The organism is Clostridium sp. AF27-2AA, from assembly GCF_003478505.1.
Lineage (GTDB): Bacteria > Bacillota > Clostridia > Lachnospirales > Lachnospiraceae > Brotaphodocola.
In genome coordinates this window covers 1-17,790 of record NZ_QUFI01000029.1, presented here as the reverse complement: position 1 = coordinate 17,790, position 17,790 = coordinate 1, and the positions used below count along the sequence as shown (strand labels likewise).

Genomic DNA, 17,790 nt, shown 5'->3' with positions numbered 1-17,790 from the left:
ACAGAGTATGATCATTGACCGTATCAAAAATATTGAATACTATGAAACCATTCTTCCGGGTCTGAAAAATGGTTTAAATACCCTCAGACAGCTTCCGTCACAGGAAGTAGGAAGGTATGAATTTGAAGGCGGTTTTCTGATGATCCAGGAAGGAACGACCAAACCGATGAGCGAGGGAACCTTTGAGGCGCACCGCAAATATGTGGATGTTCAGATCATGCTGCAGGGATGCGAGGAGCTCGCCTGGGAGGAATATGATCTGCTGAATCCGGTGGTTCCTTACAATGAAGAGAAAGACCAGGAACGCTTAGATGGAGAAAGAAACCATAGTATGCTGATTTCTGAGGGAATGTTTTTTGCGGCATTCCCGCAGGACGGACATAAAGCAGTTTCGCACACAGGTGAGCAGCATCATTACAGAAAAGCCGTGATGAAACTGCGGCTTCCGGAATAAAACCCTGTTTTAGAAAATGACAAATAACGTTTGGAGGAAAGAACGATGACAGAAATTAAAGGCATTATTGCCGCAATGCAGACCCCGATGTTTGAAGACGGCGGCATCAATGAAGCAGAGATGAGAAATCAGATCAACCGGGAGATTGAGGCTGGATGCGATGGCATCTTCTGCCTTGGTACCAATGGTGAGTTTTATATTCTGAGCTTTGAAGAGAAAGTACGCGTTATGGAGATCTTTGTGGAGGAAGCAAAGGGCCGTGTGCCGGTCTATGCAGGCACCGGATGTGTCAGTACCGCAGAGACGATCGCGCTTTCCAAAAAGGCACAGGAGATCGGTGTGGATGTGCTGTCCGTGATCACCCCATATTTTGCTGCCATCAGTCAGGATGAGTTATACGCTCATTACAAAGCAGTGGCAGAGGCAGTGGATCTTCCAATCGTAATGTACAACATCCCGGCCCGCACCGGCGCGGCACTGGCTCCGGCAACAGTAGGAAAACTGGCAGATATCAAAAACATTGCAGGCGTAAAGGATTCCAGTGGAAACTTCAATAACATCTTACAGTATATTGATGCCACCAAGGGCAAGGATTTCGCGGTTCTTTCCGGTAATGACGCCCTGATTCTGTACACCCTGATGGCTGGCGGTAAGGGTGGAATCACCGCGATCGCAAACATTCTTCCGGAGATTATGGTAAGCATTTACCAGAAATACCTGGCAGGGGATATCGAGGGAGCAAAAGAGGCACAGTCCTCCATTGCGCCGATCCGTGACTGCTTCAAGTATGGCAATCCGAACTCTATCGTAAAATGCGCGACCAATCTGATCGGATATCCGGTAGGTCCGTGCAGAAAGCCGTTTGGCATGGTTGGAGAGGAAGCGCAGAAAGCGATTCTGGATACCATCAATACCTATTACGCAGAGTACAAAAAGAATTAATTGGAACGGATCTGAGGAGATTTGGTTATGAAAATTATGGAAACAGTAAAAAAGGTGCCGGGGGGGCTGATGATCATTCCGCTCCTTCTTGGATGCCTGGTAAATACGTTCTTTCCACAGGTGTTTGCCTACTTTGACGGAACATTTACCTATTCTCTCTGGAAGGGAGGATCCATGTCACTGCTGGCGGCGTTTCTGTTCTGCAATGGTACAACGATCAACTTCAAAGAGGCAGGCGTTACGGTTTATAAGGGCGTTGTCTTAACTGCGGCAAAGGTATTATCCGGAATGGCCTGTGGCCTTCTGGTCGGAATGATTTTTGGAGAAAATGGAATCTTTGGAATTGCTCCGATCGCGATCATTGCCTGCTTCTCCAACTCCAACGGAGGAATTTACGCAGCTCTGGCTGGAGAGTATGGCGATGGAACCGATGTTGGTGCCGTATCAATTCTGGCACTCAATGACGGACCATTCTTTACCATGCTGGCACTTGGCGCGGCAGGATATTCTGTTCCGGTCAATACACTGGCAGGATGCGTGGTTCCGATTCTTGCAGGCGTGATTCTTGGAAACCTGGATCCGGAAATCAGAAAGTTCTGTGAGCCGGGAGCTACGATGCTGATTCCGTTTTTCGCGTTCCCGCTTGGCGCGAATTTGACGTTGTCCTCATTTGCAAAAGCCGGAATCCCTGGAATCATGCTGGGCGTGTGCGGTACTCTGATCACCGGAATGACCGGATTTCTGGTATACAAGCTTCTGAAGATGAAAGTTCCGGCGCTTGGCGCTGCGGTCAGTTCCACAGCAGGCAACGCGGCAGCTACTCCTGCAGCGCTTGCGGCAGCAGGGGTGATCAGTACGCAGGTCAGCGATGCGGCTACGGCACAGATTTCCGCGGCGATCATTGTGACAGCAATTCTCTGCCCAATGATGGTAACTTTCCTGTATGGATTAACAACAAAAAAAGAAAACGCGGCAGCGTAAGAAAAAGACCTTTTACCAGTTACATGATTGGTAAAGGGTCTTTTTGCGATAGAACAAAACTTACGGATAAAACGAAGTTTTATAATATTTCCGGAACAGGGAGATAAACGCCTGCTGCGCGTTGGAAAGATAGTTTTTTCCGGGTGTTACAATATCGAAAATCCGGCCTGCCAGCGGAGAAGCGATTTTATAATAGATCATTTCCGGATGTTTTCCAGTTACCATCCAGTCACTGATCAGAGTTGCCCCAATGCCTGCCTGAGCCAGGTGGTATGCCGTAACGAGTTGGGATACCTGCATGGCTGTCGGCGGGTTTACCCCCGCTTCCTGAAAGAAGGACTGGGAGCGGCTGTAAAGATTGTTGCCGGGAGAAAGCAGGATAAAAGGGGTGTCGGCAAAGGCTTCCATTGTGACGGCTGGACAGTCTGAATCTTGATAACGCCGGGACAGGATGTCGCTGGTTGTGAGAGCGGCATCGGTTAAGCAATTGTTGGCAGGAAAACGAGTGGAGACCGCCAGCAGGATCGTGTCCTGAAATCCTGGTATCCGTCTTAATTTGTCGTGCGGATCGGGTGTACAGTTGAATGTCAGGTCAATCAGGTCATCTTTTAACATCGTAAGCAGTTCATAGGACCCGGCTTCGGTCAGCTCAAGATCGATGCCGGGCCATTTCTTTTTAAAATCCGCAATAACCGGAGGCAGAATGTAGGAATTGAAATAGTGGGATCCGCCAATGCGCAGCTGCCCTGTTTTTAAGTCCGTCAGATCGTTTAGCTGCTGGGAGAGTTCATTTTCCAGATGCATGATCTGGCGGATTTTTTCGATGTAGAGCTGTCCGGCTTCGGTCAGTTCCAGTGGCTTTTTATCCCGGTTAAAAAGCGGCATGCCGATTTCATTTTCTACCTTCTGGATGGAGATACTGAGCGCGGGCTGCGTCATGAAAAGAGCTTCGGCGGCCTTGGAAAAGCTGCCTTTCTGATAGACCGTGTAGATGTATTTCATTTCCTGCTGCATGAAAACCTCCTATATAAATTTAATTTATATTAAAATAAAAACCATAAATTTGATTTAATTATAGCGCGGCAATATAATAAAGACAACAAGAAAAGGAAAAACCTGAAGCAGGAACATGCGGCGGGCCGGAGCAGGATTCCGGAGAACAGGAGTCGAAAATGAAGATTGATGCATTGATGCTGGATCCCAAGGACAATGTGGTAACTTGTGTGAGGGACGTGGAAGCGGGTGAAACTGTTTGCTATCGAAAGGATGATGAATTTTTGAATGTGGATGCAAAAGAAAGCATTCCATTCGGGCACAAGATTGCCCTGCAGGATTTGGCGCAGGAAGAAGCGGTTTACAAATACGGAGAGCTGATCGGAAAAACGAACCGCCCGGTCGGAAAAGGATGTCTGGTGGATCATACCAATATTTACAGTGTCCCGCGGGATTATGAAAGCGAGTATGTGCAGGGATAAAAAAGGCGGATCGTTTCGGAAAAATAGGAAAATCATTGGAGGAAAGTTATGAAATTTATGGGTTATCGTCGTTCTGACGGACGTGTAGGAATCAGAAATCATGTGTTAATTTTACCGGCATGCGCATGCGGCAGTGAGTCAAGCCGTATTGTGGCAAGCCAGGTACGCGGAGCAGTAAACATTGTGTTTAACACCGGATGTTCCGATGTTGCGGCTAACACGGAGATGTCTCAGAAAGTACTGACCGGATTTGCATGCAACCCGAATGTGTATGGCGTTGTCATTATTGGTCTTGGATGCGAAACCGTTCCACACAAGGCACTCCGGGAAAAAATCCAGGCTATGACGGATAAGCCGGTGGTATCCTTTGGCATTCAGGAAGAAGGCGGCACATTAAAGACAATTGAAAAGGCAGTGCGCGCGGCAAGAGATATGGCAGCGGAGGCTGCTCTGATGCAGAAAGAGGAGTGTGATATTTCCGAACTGCTCCTGGGCATTGAGTGCGGCGGTTCTGACGCAACCTCTGGAATGGCTTCTAACCCGGCTGTTGGAGAACTGAGCGATCTTCTGGTGGGTATGGGAGCATCTACCATTATGAGTGAGTCCATTGAGTGGATCGGAGGAGAACATCTGGTAGCGAAACGCGCGGCTACTCCAGAGATTCACAACCAGATCATCAAAGTCTGCGAAGACTATGAGAAGCACTTAAAAGCAGCTGGTCAGGACTGCCGTGCCGGACAGCCGACTCCGGGAAACAAGGCAGGCGGACTTTCTACCCTTGACGAGAAGAGCCTTGGCTGCATCCGTAAGGGCGGCACCAGACCGATCGTGGAAGTATTAGAGCAGGCAGAGCGTCCGACGAAGCATGGCGCAATCGTAATGGATACGGCAGGCTATGATATCTCCTCTGTAACATCTATGGTAGCAGGCGGATGCGCTTGCGTGATCTTCACCACAGGACGCGGAACCCCAACCGGTAATGCCATTGTTCCGGTATTGAAGGTAACTGCAAACAAGCGGACCTACCAGCATATGGAGGACAATATGGATGTGGACCTGAGCGGTATCATGGATGGAACTGCAACGATCCAGGAGAGCGGAAAGATGCTGCTTGATGAGATCGGTCAGGTCTGCAACGGCAAGATGACCAAAGCAGAAGCCTATGGATTCTCTGATATTGCAGTAGACCATGTGTGCCGTTTCGTATAAAAGATAGGGGGGATTTACAAATGTCGAATTTAGCAATTTGTCTGGTCATCTGCGCACTTACTATGGTAAGCTATATTATCGGCAAGCTTCCAATGGGACTGACTGCGCTGTTAAGTATGCTGGCGTTTGTGCTCACGGGATGTCTGGATCCGGGAGCAGCGCTTGGGTATTTTGGAAACGCGAATGGAATCATGATGGTTTCCATGTTTGTTGTTGTAGCTGGTTTTAACCGGACGCAGTTTGTAAAAAAGTGTGCATCCAGCGTCAATAAGATTTCCAGAGGTTCTCTGACCATGGTTATGGTTGGATATATCCTGATCACGGTTTTATTATCTCAGTTTATTCAGAGTTCTGTTGTTGTATTTGGAATCATGGCACCAATGATGATCGCGAGCTGCGAAGAGCTGCACATCAGTCCGTCCAAGACCCTGTTCCCGCTGGCAATGTGCGGAATCTCCACCATTTCCGTACTGCCGCTTGGAAGCGGAGCAACCCAGTTCGCAGAGCTGAATGGTTACCTTGAGGCAAATGAGTATACCGCTTTTACCGTAGCGCTGACTGATCCGATGAAAGCACGTCTGCCTATGCTGATCATGCTTGCCTTATACTGCATTTTCCTTGCGCCGAAGTTTGCTCCGGATGCTCCGGTCGTAAAAACGGGAACGGTAGAGTCCAGACAGGATAACAGAGCTGCGCTTCCGGCATTTCAGGAGCGTGCAGGCTACACGATCTTTATCCTTACAACGCTGGCATTGATCTTCCAGGTACAGCTTGGCATTCCAACCTGGGTCATCTGTTTTGCGGGCGCACTGGCTATGGTATTATTTGGTGTATTAACGGAAAAAGAGGCAATCACAGCAGTCAATCTGCCAATGGCACTCTTATTTGTAGGTTCCCTGGCAATGGGCGGAGCGCTGGCTCAGACAGGTGCCGGAGAAGTGGTAGGCGGAGTCCTGGCGTCTGTTGCAATGAAGATCAATAATCCGTATATTATTGGATTTATCTTCTTTATTGTTCCGTTCCTGCTGACCCAGATTATGATGAACCGTACAGTTATGATCATTTTCATCCCGATTGCCATTCTCGCATGCAAATCCATGGGAGCAAATCCGATCGGAATCATGATCCTGGTTCAGTCCGCATGCTTAAGCTCCTTTATGACACCAATGGCAACCCCAGCGGTTCCAATGTGTATGGCAGCGGGCGGTTACAGCCTTGGATCTTTGATGAAGCAGTCAATTCTTCCGGCAAGCCTGTTATGTATTGTTTCTGTTGCATGGATTATGACGGTATTTCCGATGTTCTAAAAAAGAAGAAAAGAGAGGAAGTTTTTCATGATGACGGTAAAGAAATTTCCAGAAGATATGGCACAATTTGCTATAGATCCCTCTAACACGAAAAAATGCCTGGTACATGGTTTTTTTCAGGAAGAGGTTGAGGTTCAGGGAAGTAAAAGAACCTTTTATACTTATATAACAGAAGGACTTTTATATAACCAGCCCTGCCTGGTCATTGCACCGCCAGAAGATGTTTCTGTTCCGGAATGGGCAGAGACTGGATTCTGGAAGGAATTCGCGGAAAAACATCAGGTATTTTTACATTTCCTGGAGCCGCAAAACGGACAGTGGAACCTGGATGGAAGCGATGCGGATTATATGAACCGGGTTTATGTTCAGGCGCAGTCCCGCCAGTTTTATGTTACGATGCAGGATAATTTTTATGCGTTTGGCTTTGGAAAGGGCGCTACGGTTGCACAACAGGCAGTCATGAAAATGACAAGTGAGTGGTCTGGCCTGGCTACTTTTGGAGATCTGGAAGAAGCCGCATTGTTAAACTGCGGCGCGATACAGCAGGCAGAGCAGCAGGGAAAAGTAGAACTTGCCATCAGTGCGCAGAAAGCCCAGATTCCGGTATGGATGAGCTGGACAGAAAACAAAGGGTACAATCAGGAAGTCTGCGCATACTGGAAGCAGCAGAATCATTGCACGGATGCGGTTTATTCCGGTCAGGGAGCAGATGAGATCTATTTCCCGACAGAAGTTTATAAAAAGAGCGCTGTCAACGAAGAACAGATTTCCCAGGTGCGTGTCACCAATGGTTTCTGCGGATGTCTGGAGCAGAACGTTTTTGAAACGGTATGGACTTATGTCGGAGCGGCAAGACGCCATCGCTGCTTTGGAATGAAAGCGCTGCGCAGCTACAAAAAGCCGGAAGCATATGGAGCGGAGAGAAAGACCCTGGAAGTGGATGGATTTACACGCCTGTGGTATGAGTATGTGCCGGAAGCAGTGAAAAAAGAAGGGAAACCGGTACCGTTAGTCGTCTGCATGCATGGCAGAGGCGGAAGCGCGGAGAGCTTTTTTGACCTATCCGGAATGAGCTGTGTGGCAGAAGAACGAGGCTTCATCCTGTTGATTCCGGAGGCAAGCATTTCGCAGCAGAAAAAGAATGGGATCCAGAACCTGCTTCTGTGGAATGGAGCTTATCAGGGAAAAGAGATTGATGATACCAGATTTGTTCTGAAGATGATTGATGATGTAAAGAGCCGTTATGCCATTGACGAAGAACGCATCTATGCGTGCGGACAGTCCAGTGGTGGAATGATGACCTCCGAACTCGCATTGAGAGCACCGCAGGTATTTGCCGCAGTTTCACCGTGGTCGGCGCTGAAATCTCCGGATCGTGAAGTTCCGCTTCCGGAGCGCATTGATCCTTCGGTTCCGTATTTATTCCTTCTGGGAGAAAACGACTGGTTGTGTGTGGATAAAGAACATGGAGAACAGGAGTATCATGTCAGACACGATATTGCGGCATTCCTTACAAACCTGATGGATCTTTACAAGCTGGACAAGAATCCGGCCCGCTATCAGTGTGGAGAAATCCAGTACTACGTGTATTGTAATCAGAAGGGAACCCCCATGTTAAAAGTAGGGGTTGTGAAAGATATGTCTCATGCGAATTATCCGCGGGAAAGCTGGATCGCGTATGATGAGTTCTTTTCCAAATTCTCGAAAAAAGCAGATGGCACACTCCTGTACATGGGAAAGGATGCTATCTGACGAAAACTTAATAGTGAGATCTAATTTTTGCCAGGGGCATTCCGATTTGTTCGGAGTGCCCATTTTAGATATTCTTAATAATATATTAGAAAGTGCTGTATCTGCTTGCGAAAGCCCTCTGTTTCGATTAAGATAGGACTTAGCATTTTATAAGAAGTGGGGGAAATAACATTATGAAAAACAGAAAATGGATGACACTGGGCGCGGCGCTGGCCTTTCTTTTCACAGCGCAGCCGGTCTACGCGGCTCCGGTGATTGTGGCAGGTTCCGGAAATCGGACAGAGGCAGGGCAGGTGCCGGGAAGCGCAGCCCAGGAGACGGTAAACCAGACGCCGGGAGCAGATAATACGCTGACGCAGGCACCGGGAGAAAGCCTAGTCGCGGATAATACAGCCAGTCAGGCACCAGCAGCAGGAAGCGAGAATCAGGCATCGGAAGCAGAAACACTGACGCAGTCTCCGACGATCGTATCAGGACAGGAGCAGTCAACGGCATCGTCCCCGACTGTGGTATCCGGGGCGGCGGCTGGAACAGAGAGTGGCGCTGCGGTAACTCCATCAGCAGCAGGGACTGTGACCGACGTTGCAGAGGGACCGGGCGGCATCAAGAGTGATCCGGTGACACCGGTACTGCCGGAGGAACAGGCATCCCAGGTAGCATTGCAGACAGGAACGGTGGATCCGTCCAAACCGATGGTGGCGCTGACCTTTGATGACGGCCCGCAGCCATCGGTCGGAAACCGCATCATGGATTGCCTGGCGCAGTACGGTGGCAAGGCAACGTTCTTTATGGTAGGTGCGCGTGTGGGTTTCTATAAAACGGAGGTGCAGCGCATGGTAGCGGAAGGCCACGAGGTGGCCAACCATACCATGAATCACAAATACCTGCAGAAGCTCGGCGCAGCCCAGATCCAGGCGCAGGTCAACCAGGGAAATGACGCGATTCAGGCAGCATGCGGCGTGCGGCCGACGCTTTTGCGCCTGCCGGGCGGCAACCATAATGCTACGGTCGTTGCAAATGCGGGCATGCCGATGATCCAGTGGAATGTCGATACACTGGACTGGAAGACCCGCAACGCGGACAAGACCGTGGCAGCGGTGTTAAACCACGTGAAGGACGGCGATATCATCCTGATGCATGAGCTTTACGGGGCAACCGGAGACGCGGTCGCACGCATTGTTCCGGAGCTGCATAAGCGCGGCTTCCAGATGGTAACGGTAAGCCAGATGGCAGCTGCCAAGGGCAGAAGCCTGGAGGCAGGAAAGCTGTATTCCAGCTTTCATTAAAATCGTGGCTGTGTTGGCAGCAGTTGGAAAAGCAGACAGCGCAAGCAGGCTGGGAAATGGAGATACCTATGAAGATACTGCATATCGGAAATGAAAATAATGTAGAAAATTATACGGCAAAGACACCATTCACGGAAAGCGCGGAGGTAGTGAATCTCCCGATTGGATTGACGGATGCTGCATATGCGCAGCTGGCGCCGGACGCAGAGGTGATCATTGTGGACGCGGTCACAGAAATTTCCGAAGGGCTGATAAAGAGACTGCCGTCCTTGAGGATGATCCATTCTGAGGGTGTTGCGTTCAACCAGATCAATCTGGAAGCGGCCGGAGCGCGGGGTATTTATGTGTGCAACTGTGCGGGCATGAACGCAAAGGCAGTGGCTGAGCAGACGCTTCTTCTGATGCTCGGCGTGATCAAAAATGTGGTTTCCGGTGACCAGGCTGTGCGGGATGGCCGCCAGATGGCCGTCAAGATGGGCTACATGGGAGGCGGAAGCCTGAAAGAGCTGTCTGACTGTACGGTTGGCCTGATCGGCTTCGGAGCTATTGCAAGAGCAGTGGCTGACATGCTGCAAAGCTTTGGCGTGACCGTGCATTACACAAAGCGCCACCGCCTGAGTCCGGAGGAGGAAGCGCGGTATCAGGTTCAGTATCTTCCGATGGATGAACTTCTTAAAACCTGTGATATGTTAAGCCTTCATGTTCCGGTCACCGGAGAAACTGCCGGAATGTGCAGCCGTGAGTTCTTCGCAAAGTGCCGGAAGGGAAGTTATTTCATCAATACGTCCAGGGGAGAGCTGGTGGATGATGAAGCACTGCGGGAAGCCCTGGAGAATGGAACCATTGCCATGGCCGGTCTGGATACGCTGGATCATGAGCCGGTGCAGAAGGATCATCCGGTGCTTTCCTGGCCGGAGGAGACAATGGCAAAGCTTTTGTTCAGCCCGCATATCGGCGGTATCACCGGCAGCAGCTTCCGCCGCGGTTATGCGATGATCTGGGAAGATATCGAGAAGCTTTCCAGAGGAGAAAAGCCGGGACATATCGTGAATCAGAAGGAACTGGAGCAGAGATAGACAGACAAAAGAACCTGCAGAAGAATAAAACCGGACTATAAAAAGATTCGGAAGATGCCATGAAAACATAGCTTCTTCCGAATCTTTTTACGTTTGCAGATACTTATACCTGCTCTGCAATCTCGTACAGCAGGCGCTCAGAATCTTCCCAGCCAAGGCATGGGTCGGTAATGGACTTACCGTAGCAGTGCTCACCGATCTTCTGGTTGCCCGGCTCGATGTAGCTTTCGATCATAACGCCCTTGACAAGTTTGTTTAAGTCTGCGGAGTGTCTGCGGCTGTGCAGGATCTCTTTGACAATGCGGATCTGCTCCATGTACTGTTTGTTGGAGTTGGAGTGGTTGGCATCTACGATGCAGGCCGGATTGATCAGATCACGTTTTGCGTATAACTCGTGGAGCAGCATCAGATCCTCGTAGTGGTAGTTCGGCAGGCACTGACCGTGCTTGCTGACTGCGCCACGCAGGATGGTGTGGGTGTACGGGTTTCCGTCGGTTTTTACTTCCCAGTCCCGCATAATGAATTCGTGGCTGTGCTGACCAGCCTGAACGGAATTCATCATAACAGATAAGTCACCACTGGTCGGGTTCTTCATGCCGACTGGAACATGGCAGCCACTGGATACCAGGCGGTGCTGCTGGTTTTCTACGGAGCGGGCACCGACTGCAATGTAGGACATGATGTCATCTAAGTAGCTGACATTATCCGGGTAAAGCATCTCGTCCGCGGTGGAGAAGCCGGTCTCCTTTAAGACGCGCATATGCAGATGGCGGATGGCGTGAAGGCCTTCAGCCATGCTTGGACGCTTCTCCGGGTCCGGCTGATGGAGCATGCCCTTGTAGCCGTCACCGGTGGTACGCGGTTTGTTGGTGTAGACACGCGGTACGATAACCAGGCGGTCTTTGGTCTTTTCCTGAACGTCGATCAGGCGGCTGGTGTAATCCAGTACTGCGTCCTCATTATCTGCGGAACACGGTCCGATGAGTACCAGGAACTTATCACTTTCTCCGCTGATGACCTTTTTTACTTCCTCATCACGTTCTGCTTTGCGTGCTATGAACTCTGCTGGAAGCGGGAACTGTTCTTTGATCTCTGCCGGGGTCGGCAGCTTGTTTATGAATTCGAATGCCATAATTGTTCTCCTCGTTTTGTAAATGATGCGCCGCAACAGGCTGTGCGGCAGTTCGTTTGTTATTATAACTGCGTGAATAAATTCGCACGTTGACGCGTTAAAGCGTATTATAGTATGTCTGAGACAAAATTGCAAGCGTAAAATCAGCAGAATGCTAGTTTGCGGTCCGTTTCGTTTTCAGGAATTCTACAATCCGCTGTGCGGTCAGTTGTGGTGTGCGGTCATTCTTTACCGTAAAATCCGCATAAGTCTGGTAAGAAACCGCGCGCTTTTCGTAGCGTTCCCGCAGCTCCTCTCTGGTATTATTTTTGATGAGCGGTCGGTCCGGGTTCTGCATGAGACTGCGGTAACAGGCTTCAAAGGGCCGGTTTAAATAGATAATGGTGCCGGCTTCAGAGAGAAGCTTTCCGTTGCGCTCGGAAATCAGCATTCCGCCTCCGGTGGAGATAACGCAGGGCGGATATGCAGCAGTCTGGCGTGCAATTTCATGTTCCAGATCCCGGAAATAAGCTTCGCCCTTTTCCACAAAGATCTGCTGGGGTGTCTGACCAGCCTGCCTTGCAAGCAGCTCGTCGGTGTCAAAAAAGGAAACGCCAAGCTGTTTGGCCAGTTCCTTTCCAACAGTTGTTTTTCCGCTGCTGGTATAGCCGCACAGAAAAACCGGTTTTGTTATCATGACGCGATTCCTCACTTTGTTTTAGAGTCATAAAAAATCATAACATTTTTATGGAAAGAATACAATCCCGGATTCTGCCCGGAGAGTTGAGAACGCGAACGAATAACTGCTATAACTAACTATTATAGTTTAAAGCTTTAACTCGACAAAGCTTTTGTTGAATCCGCCCACTTCCTGTGATATAATCGAGCTTAGCACTGCATGGCGCGGATGCTGGTTTTGTATGCATCCGGAGAACACCATGCTGTGGGGAAGAATGTAACAAAATAAAAAGAGGAGTGTAGTAACTTATGAGAAAAATCATTGCACTGGCTACGGCAGCCGCAATGTGCCTGTCCATGACGGCATGCAGCGTTTCCGTATCCACATCCGAGACCACCAAGGCAGCAGAGTCTGCGGCAGAGACAACTGCGGCAGAAGCAGCAGAGAGCAGCGAGGCAGCAGACAGCGATCTGGTTGCAACCGCTGACTATCCGACCAAACCGATCAACATGATCATTCCTTACGGCGCAGGCGGCACCACCGATGTGTGGGGCAGAAAGCTTGCAGCCCTTCTTGAGAAATATTTAGGCCAGTCCATCACCGTAACCAACCAGGGCGGTGCATCCGGTTCTATTGGCTGCCAGTCCGTAAAGGAGCAGCCGTCTGACGGCTACACCCTGTTAGTCTGTGCAGAGACCCTGGGTACCTACCGCACCATGAACATCTGTGACCTGGATTATGAGGACTTTACCGTTATCTCCCCGTTAGTTGGTGACCCGAAGGTACTGGTAGTCGGCAAGGATTCCAAGTACAACACCCTGGAAGAGCTGCTCGATGACATCAAGGCAAATCCTGGCAAGGTAACCATGTCCCATTCCGGTCCTGGCGGAAGCGGTCACAATCAGGGTCTGGTATTAAAAGAGCTTGGCTACGATGTAGCAATGACCAGCTTCGATTCCGGTAATGATGCACTGCTTGGTGTTATCGGCGGACAGGTGGATTTCACCAATCCGAACATCTCCACCCTCGGCGGCTACATTGAGAGCGGCGATGTAAAACCGTTAGCAGTATTCTCCAACGAGAGAATGGAAGCGTACCCGGATATTCCGGCCTTCACCGAGGTAGTTCCGGAGTCCGAGAAATACTTAAACATTCCGTACACCCTGTTAAGCTTCGTTGTGAACAATGACACTCCGCAGGAGGTTGTTGACGTATTAAAGGCAGCTGCCAAGAAGGTATTCGCAGATCAGGAGTGGACTGATTTTGTAAAACAGAACGCAGCAGATCCGGTATTTGAGAAATACACCGACGAGGCATCCATCAAAGAATTCTATGACAACTGGAAATCCGTCATCTGCTGGCTGCAGTACGATAACGGCGTAGCAGAGAAGAGCCCGGAAGAGTTCGGTATTGCGAGAATTGAGGAGTAATCCATGAAAAACAAAGTATATTCGTTAATTGCAGAGGGTATCTTATTTTGCGGGAGCGGCATTTTGCTGCTCTCGTATTCTCTTATGTCCTATGCAAAATCCTTTAATAAAGCCTGGAGCCAGTCTCCGTATCTGTTCCCGGCGCTTGTAGGCGCAGCCCTGATCGGACTTTCTCTCTGGATCATCGGACAGGGTGTTCTGGAGATGAAGCGGACCGCAGTTCAGGCGGCTGATGGCGTTGCAGCTGGAAAAGCTGATGGCGGAAATGCCGGAAACGGTGCCGGTTCCCATAAGAAGCTGGCGGCGGTTCTGAGTGTTCTGCTGCTCTGTGTTCTGTATTATGTGGTTTTGGGCGAGGTATCCATTCCGCGTGTCACCATCGGTATTTTATCCTTCAGCATTACCATTTCCATCTTTGAGGTGGCAACCATAGTCTTCCTGATTGCCATGATGGCATTTATGGGGGTGCGGAAGGTACCGGTGCTGATCCTGGTGCCGGTGTGCACGTCCCTGTTTTTGAGTATTGCGTTCCGCACATGCCTGCATGTGATGCTGCCATAGAAAGGAGAGAAAACCAATGTTAGAAATGTTATCGATCGTAGATCTGCGGTTCCTCCTGATGGTCCTTTTAGGATCTGTGGCAGGACTGTTTGTCGGTGCCATTCCGGGACTTTCCGTATCCATGGCCACGGCGCTTTTAGTGTCCATCACCTATACCTGGGACCATTCGGATGCGCTCGCCATGATCATGGGCGTGTATGTGGTCGGTGTGTTCTCCGGTGCGGTTTCCGCAATTCTGATCAATATTCCGGGCGCACCGTCTTCGGTCGTAACGACGCTGGACGGTTATCCCATGTCTAAAAAGGGACAGTCCTATAAGGCACTGTTCACCGCAACCATTTATTCCTTCCTGGGAAGTGTGTTCGGCTTTATCGCGCTGGGACTTCTGGCACAGCCGGTATCTGCCATCGCGATTAAATTCACCAAGATGGATTATTTCCTGCTGGCGCTGTTTGGCCTGGTAACGGTCGGCTCTGTCAGCACCAAAAACTACGCGAAGGGTCTTGTCAGCGTTATGATTGGTCTGGTCATCAGCATGATCGGCCTGGATCCGCTGATGGGAACCAAGCGCCTGACCTTTGGCATTCAGAATCTGGCAGGCGGTATCAGCACGGTTCCGGCGCTGGTAGGTTTCTTTGGCTTCGCGGAAGTGCTGAGTGTTGTATACAGTCTGGGCCAGGAGCAGAATATCCTGACCATGGAAAAAACAAAGGTCAGCTTAAAAGAGGTGTTAAAGCACTGGAAGCTGTCTCTTTATACTTCCACCATTGGTATGCTGGTGGGTGCCCTGCCAGGCGCAGGCGGCCCGGTGGCATCCTTCATTGCCTACAATGAGGCAAAGCGTATCGTGAAGAATCCGGAAGTGCCCTTTGGCGAAGGTGCAGTGGAAGGCATCATGGCCAGTGAGTCTTCCAACAATGCCTGCATCGGAGGTGCCCTGATCCCGATGCTGACTCTGGCGGTTCCGGGGGATGCGGTTACGGCGATCATCCTTTCTGTGTTTTATGTACACGGCCTGCAGCCGGGGCCGATGTTTATCCGGAAGAACCCGGAAGCCTTCCACGCCATTCTGGTGGCCGGCATCATTGCCTGCTTTGCACTGCTTCTTCTGGGCCTTTTAGTGGCACCGCATATCAGCCGTGTCATCACCATTCCGAAGAATGTTATGATTCCGGTGGTAACCAGCCTTTGTGTGATTGGTTCGTTTTCCTGCAATAACAGACTGTTTGACGTGGCGCTGATGTTCCTGTTTGGTCTGATCGGCTTTTTGATGCGCCGGTTTGATTATCCGGTGGCACCGCTGATCCTGGCCATGGTATTGGGGCAGATGATGGATTCCAACTTCCGTCAGGCCGTGTCCCTGGCCTCCTCATCCGACCATCCGCTCCTGTCCACCTTTGGACACTGGCAGACCATTCTTCTTCTGCTCTGCGTTGCGTGGATATTGCTTGGCAATATCCCGTGGACAAAGCCGTACATGGAGAAGCTGACGGGCATATTGAAAAAGAAAACGGCCTGAGCAGAGATCACCACGGCAGAATAGAAAAGTACTGTTTTTGTATAAGCTTGCTTTCCCCATCCATACAGCTGATCTTTTTCAGCTGTTCTTCCTCGTTCGGATTCAAACGCTACTGCCATTTTCTGGAATCTATCTGCACACAATGCTATTTGAGAAAGTTTGGCTTTTATGGTAGAATCCCATCTTTGACAGTCAAATTTATTAAAACACCGCTGAAAGCCTTATTCTACCTGGTTTTTTCAGCGGTGTAGTTTCGTTTTACTATATAGTCTTTTTTCTGAATCAGATATAGATGATAGATTTTTATGATTTTTCTCGAGATTGTTTACTAAGTTTTTGGATTTCTTTCATTTTCCTTTTGGTAAGAAATTCATAATCCGTTTCGAATCCGGCTACTTCATGTAATGCATCCGTTAGTTTAGTAGATTCATAAATCGGTATGAATCCCTGCCCCTGCACATCTGCAAATTCATAGTCTCTTAATGTCGGCAATAACTCTTCACATGTATGTTTCCGCTTGAGCTTTTTTTCAAGCAGACGATAAATGAACAGCGCTAGAAAATAGATCAGGAAATGTGCTCGGATCCGGTCGTTTCGCTGGACAAAAACAGGACGGGCAGAAAAATCCGTTTTCATGATCCGTAAACATCATGAAGCTGATAAGTGGGTGCTTCTAGGAAGTTTTTAGCCGTTTCAAAAGAAGAACGTTTGCTGCCCGGTTCTAAAATGCGTGTATAGATGAGATCGGATAAGATCGCGTTCAAATCATAATCATAGTGATGTTTATCTCGAATCTTTCGACATACCTTGTTTAAACCGAGTTCATAATAAAGAGACTGCAGGAAAAGATAACCTCCCTGAAATTTTCGCTTTTCTCCATGGGCGATCTTTCGGTTTGGATGGAAAGTAATAGGAATACAATGATTCGCTTTTTCCTGTTCAAACTTTTCGGTCTCAATGCGGGCCTGTTCTTTTGCCCAGGCCATAACATCGTCTCTGGTGGGACTATGTTCAACCAACAATTCTTTTAATGTTCCCAGTTTGCGGATTGTCCGAGAGGTAGATTTTCCGTTACTGTCGATGTAGGATTGCTTTATATAAAAAGACTCAGCGTTTTTTGATTTTGATGTATTGACCTTCAATTTTTTCACCTCAATACCATTACAGCACAAAAAGCCTATACATAAAAACAATAAATTTGACAAAAAATATAAGCATTCATGCAGCTTATACGCTGCTTTTCATTCGGAAAGGTGTCAAACTTCCGAGCATCGGATGTCAAACCAGAGCAGCAGCTGTATTGCGTAAACCGGGTTCATCGATTACAATGAAAGAAAAAATATCATGAGGTGATTACGATGAAACTTACATGGCTTGGACATTCGTGCTTTAAGATGGAATCAAACGGATATACGATCATTCTGGATCCATACGAGGATGGCTATGTGCCTGGACTTGCGCCGGTGCGGGAGACGGCAGATGCGGTATTCTGCAGCCATGAGCACAGTGATCATAACGGGAGAGAAACCGTGACCCTGAAACAGGATGGCGTTTTGTCTCCGTTTACCATCACCGAGATTCACACTTGGCATGATGATGCCCGGGGCACAAAGCGTGGCAGTAACTGCATCCGTATTTTTGATGACGGAACCTACCATGTGGCACATCTGGGAGATCTTGGCTGTGAATTGGAGTCGGAACAGATCGAAGCATTAAAGGGACTGGATGCGGTCATGATCCCGGTGGGCGGCTTCTACACCATTGACGCAAAGCAGGCCAAAGCCCTCATCGACCAGATCCAGCCGCGGGTTACCCTCCCGATGCACTATCGCGGGGAAGCCTTCGGCTATGATGTCATCGGAACCCTGGATGAGTTTACGGATCTCTGCGATTGCGTCGTGGAGTATGCGGGAAATTCCATCGAACTGAATGGAGAGATGCTGCAGCAGGTAGCAGTCCTAAAACTCAAATAACAATATAGAGACAGAACCCACTACAGGTCCGAAGC

General features: G+C 49.3%; 18 protein-coding genes. 13 read left to right on the top strand and 5 right to left on the bottom strand.

Annotation, left to right across the window (positions count from 1 at the left end; all coding sequences use genetic code 11):
- The first annotated feature begins 7 nt into the window (after nt 1-7).
- Genes DWY84_RS13680 through DWY84_RS13670 form a run of 3 tightly spaced genes read left to right on the top strand, consistent with a single transcriptional unit; the run spans nt 8 to nt 2,377 of the window.
- Nucleotides 8-454 carry a YhcH/YjgK/YiaL family protein gene (locus DWY84_RS13680; RefSeq protein ID WP_118533928.1) on the top strand — a complete coding sequence of 149 codons (447 nt, stop codon included), beginning with the start codon at nt 8-10 and terminating at the stop codon, nt 452-454.
- 45 nt (nt 455-499) lie between these two features.
- Nucleotides 500-1,396: a 4-hydroxy-tetrahydrodipicolinate synthase gene (dapA, locus tag DWY84_RS13675; protein ID WP_118533927.1), complete on the top strand. Its 897-nt coding sequence runs from the start codon at nt 500-502 to the stop codon at nt 1,394-1,396.
- A gap of 27 nt (nt 1,397-1,423) precedes the next feature.
- Nucleotides 1,424-2,377 (top strand): 2-keto-3-deoxygluconate permease, encoded by a 954-nt coding sequence (locus DWY84_RS13670; protein WP_118533926.1) that lies wholly within the window; start codon nt 1,424-1,426, stop codon nt 2,375-2,377.
- Nucleotides 2,378-2,437: 60 nt separating this feature from the next.
- Here DWY84_RS13670 and DWY84_RS13665 read toward each other — a convergent pair whose 3' ends face one another.
- A complete protein-coding gene (locus DWY84_RS13665) occupies nt 2,438-3,391 on the bottom strand; it encodes a LysR family transcriptional regulator (protein WP_118533925.1) in 954 nt (317 codons plus the stop codon).
- A 158-nt stretch (nt 3,392-3,549) separates the two neighbouring features.
- Here DWY84_RS13665 and DWY84_RS13660 point away from each other — a divergent pair, with 158 nt between their 5' ends.
- The 6 genes from DWY84_RS13660 to DWY84_RS13635 all read left to right on the top strand — a co-directional run bounded on the left by DWY84_RS13660 (nt 3,550) and on the right by DWY84_RS13635 (nt 10,482).
- Nucleotides 3,550-3,852 carry a UxaA family hydrolase gene (locus tag DWY84_RS13660; protein ID WP_118533924.1) on the top strand — a complete coding sequence of 101 codons (303 nt, stop codon included), beginning with the start codon at nt 3,550-3,552 and terminating at the stop codon, nt 3,850-3,852.
- A 48-nt stretch (nt 3,853-3,900) separates the two neighbouring features.
- Entirely contained in the window at nt 3,901-5,061 is a 1,161-nt protein-coding gene (locus tag DWY84_RS13655; protein WP_118533923.1) for a UxaA family hydrolase, read from the top strand.
- Nucleotides 5,062-5,081: 20 nt separating this feature from the next.
- Nucleotides 5,082-6,368, top strand: coding sequence for an SLC13 family permease (locus tag DWY84_RS13650; RefSeq protein ID WP_118533922.1), 1,287 nt, complete (start codon nt 5,082-5,084; stop codon nt 6,366-6,368).
- Nucleotides 6,369-6,395: 27 nt separating this feature from the next.
- Nucleotides 6,396-8,120 (top strand): PHB depolymerase family esterase, encoded by a 1,725-nt coding sequence (locus DWY84_RS13645; RefSeq protein WP_118533921.1) that lies wholly within the window; start codon nt 6,396-6,398, stop codon nt 8,118-8,120.
- Nucleotides 8,121-8,293: 173 nt separating this feature from the next.
- Entirely contained in the window at nt 8,294-9,406 is a 1,113-nt protein-coding gene (locus tag DWY84_RS13640; protein ID WP_118533920.1) for a polysaccharide deacetylase family protein, read from the top strand.
- Between the two features lie 68 nt (nt 9,407-9,474).
- Nucleotides 9,475-10,482: an NAD(P)-dependent oxidoreductase gene (locus DWY84_RS13635; protein ID WP_178716455.1), complete on the top strand. Its 1,008-nt coding sequence runs from the start codon at nt 9,475-9,477 to the stop codon at nt 10,480-10,482.
- Between the two features lie 103 nt (nt 10,483-10,585).
- Here DWY84_RS13635 and DWY84_RS13630 read toward each other — a convergent pair whose 3' ends face one another.
- Entirely contained in the window at nt 10,586-11,614 is a 1,029-nt protein-coding gene (locus DWY84_RS13630) for a 3-deoxy-7-phosphoheptulonate synthase (RefSeq protein ID WP_118533918.1), read from the bottom strand.
- Nucleotides 11,615-11,768: 154 nt separating this feature from the next.
- Nucleotides 11,769-12,290, bottom strand: a complete 522-nt coding sequence (locus DWY84_RS13625; RefSeq protein ID WP_118533917.1) for a shikimate kinase — start codon at nt 12,288-12,290, stop codon at nt 11,769-11,771.
- A gap of 290 nt (nt 12,291-12,580) precedes the next feature.
- On the opposite strand from DWY84_RS13625, the gene DWY84_RS13620 reads away from it, so the two are divergent.
- Genes DWY84_RS13620 through DWY84_RS13610 form a run of 3 tightly spaced genes read left to right on the top strand, consistent with a single transcriptional unit; the run spans nt 12,581 to nt 15,782 of the window.
- Nucleotides 12,581-13,702: a tripartite tricarboxylate transporter substrate binding protein gene (locus DWY84_RS13620; RefSeq protein WP_118533916.1), complete on the top strand. Its 1,122-nt coding sequence runs from the start codon at nt 12,581-12,583 to the stop codon at nt 13,700-13,702.
- Nucleotides 13,703-13,705: 3 nt separating this feature from the next.
- On the top strand, nt 13,706-14,263 hold the full coding sequence (locus tag DWY84_RS13615) for a tripartite tricarboxylate transporter TctB family protein (protein WP_118533915.1): 558 nt from the start codon (nt 13,706-13,708) through the stop codon (nt 14,261-14,263).
- 16 nt (nt 14,264-14,279) lie between these two features.
- Nucleotides 14,280-15,782, top strand: coding sequence for a tripartite tricarboxylate transporter permease (locus DWY84_RS13610; protein ID WP_118533914.1), 1,503 nt, complete (start codon nt 14,280-14,282; stop codon nt 15,780-15,782).
- A 303-nt stretch (nt 15,783-16,085) separates the two neighbouring features.
- On the opposite strand, the gene DWY84_RS18080 is transcribed toward DWY84_RS13610, so the two are convergent.
- Both DWY84_RS18080 and DWY84_RS18075 read right to left on the bottom strand, forming a co-directional pair.
- The gene (locus DWY84_RS18080; protein WP_347560808.1) at nt 16,086-16,418 is read right to left on the bottom strand and encodes a hypothetical protein; all 333 of its coding nucleotides are present in this window, start codon (nt 16,416-16,418) and stop codon (nt 16,086-16,088) included.
- Nucleotides 16,415-16,924, bottom strand: a complete 510-nt coding sequence (locus DWY84_RS18075; RefSeq protein WP_347560807.1) for a hypothetical protein — start codon at nt 16,922-16,924, stop codon at nt 16,415-16,417. Before DWY84_RS18075 ends, DWY84_RS18080 begins: the two co-directional genes overlap by 4 nt.
- Before the next feature lie 216 nt (nt 16,925-17,140).
- On the opposite strand from DWY84_RS18075, the gene DWY84_RS13600 reads away from it, so the two are divergent.
- The gene (locus tag DWY84_RS13600) at nt 17,141-17,755 is read left to right on the top strand and encodes an MBL fold metallo-hydrolase (RefSeq protein WP_118533913.1); all 615 of its coding nucleotides are present in this window, start codon (nt 17,141-17,143) and stop codon (nt 17,753-17,755) included.
- The last annotated feature ends 35 nt before the right edge of the window (nt 17,756-17,790 follow it).

Bases quoted from the DNA above. Each gene is read 5' to 3' on its own strand.
- DWY84_RS13650 (WP_118533922.1), top strand. From the start codon at position 5,082: ATGTCGAATTTAGCAATTTGTCTGGTCATCTGCGCACTTACTATGGTA.
- DWY84_RS13620 (WP_118533916.1), top strand. From the start codon at position 12,581: ATGAGAAAAATCATTGCACTGGCTACGGCAGCCGCAATGTGCCTGTCC.
- DWY84_RS13640 (WP_118533920.1), top strand. From the start codon at position 8,294: ATGAAAAACAGAAAATGGATGACACTGGGCGCGGCGCTGGCCTTTCTT.
- DWY84_RS13625 (WP_118533917.1), bottom strand. From the start codon at position 12,290: ATGATAACAAAACCGGTTTTTCTGTGCGGCTATACCAGCAGCGGAAAA.
- DWY84_RS13680 (WP_118533928.1), top strand. From the start codon at position 8: ATGATCATTGACCGTATCAAAAATATTGAATACTATGAAACCATTCTT.
- DWY84_RS13670 (WP_118533926.1), top strand. From the start codon at position 1,424: ATGAAAATTATGGAAACAGTAAAAAAGGTGCCGGGGGGGCTGATGATC.
- DWY84_RS13645 (WP_118533921.1), top strand. From the start codon at position 6,396: ATGATGACGGTAAAGAAATTTCCAGAAGATATGGCACAATTTGCTATA.
- DWY84_RS13600 (WP_118533913.1), top strand. From the start codon at position 17,141: ATGAAACTTACATGGCTTGGACATTCGTGCTTTAAGATGGAATCAAAC.
- DWY84_RS13665 (WP_118533925.1), bottom strand. From the start codon at position 3,391: ATGCAGCAGGAAATGAAATACATCTACACGGTCTATCAGAAAGGCAGC.
- dapA (WP_118533927.1), top strand. From the start codon at position 500: ATGACAGAAATTAAAGGCATTATTGCCGCAATGCAGACCCCGATGTTT.
- DWY84_RS13655 (WP_118533923.1), top strand. From the start codon at position 3,901: ATGAAATTTATGGGTTATCGTCGTTCTGACGGACGTGTAGGAATCAGA.
- DWY84_RS13610 (WP_118533914.1), top strand. From the start codon at position 14,280: ATGTTAGAAATGTTATCGATCGTAGATCTGCGGTTCCTCCTGATGGTC.
- DWY84_RS13660 (WP_118533924.1), top strand. From the start codon at position 3,550: ATGAAGATTGATGCATTGATGCTGGATCCCAAGGACAATGTGGTAACT.
- DWY84_RS13635 (WP_178716455.1), top strand. From the start codon at position 9,475: ATGAAGATACTGCATATCGGAAATGAAAATAATGTAGAAAATTATACG.
- DWY84_RS13615 (WP_118533915.1), top strand. From the start codon at position 13,706: ATGAAAAACAAAGTATATTCGTTAATTGCAGAGGGTATCTTATTTTGC.
- DWY84_RS13630 (WP_118533918.1), bottom strand. From the start codon at position 11,614: ATGGCATTCGAATTCATAAACAAGCTGCCGACCCCGGCAGAGATCAAA.
- DWY84_RS18080 (WP_347560808.1), bottom strand. From the start codon at position 16,418: ATGAAAACGGATTTTTCTGCCCGTCCTGTTTTTGTCCAGCGAAACGAC.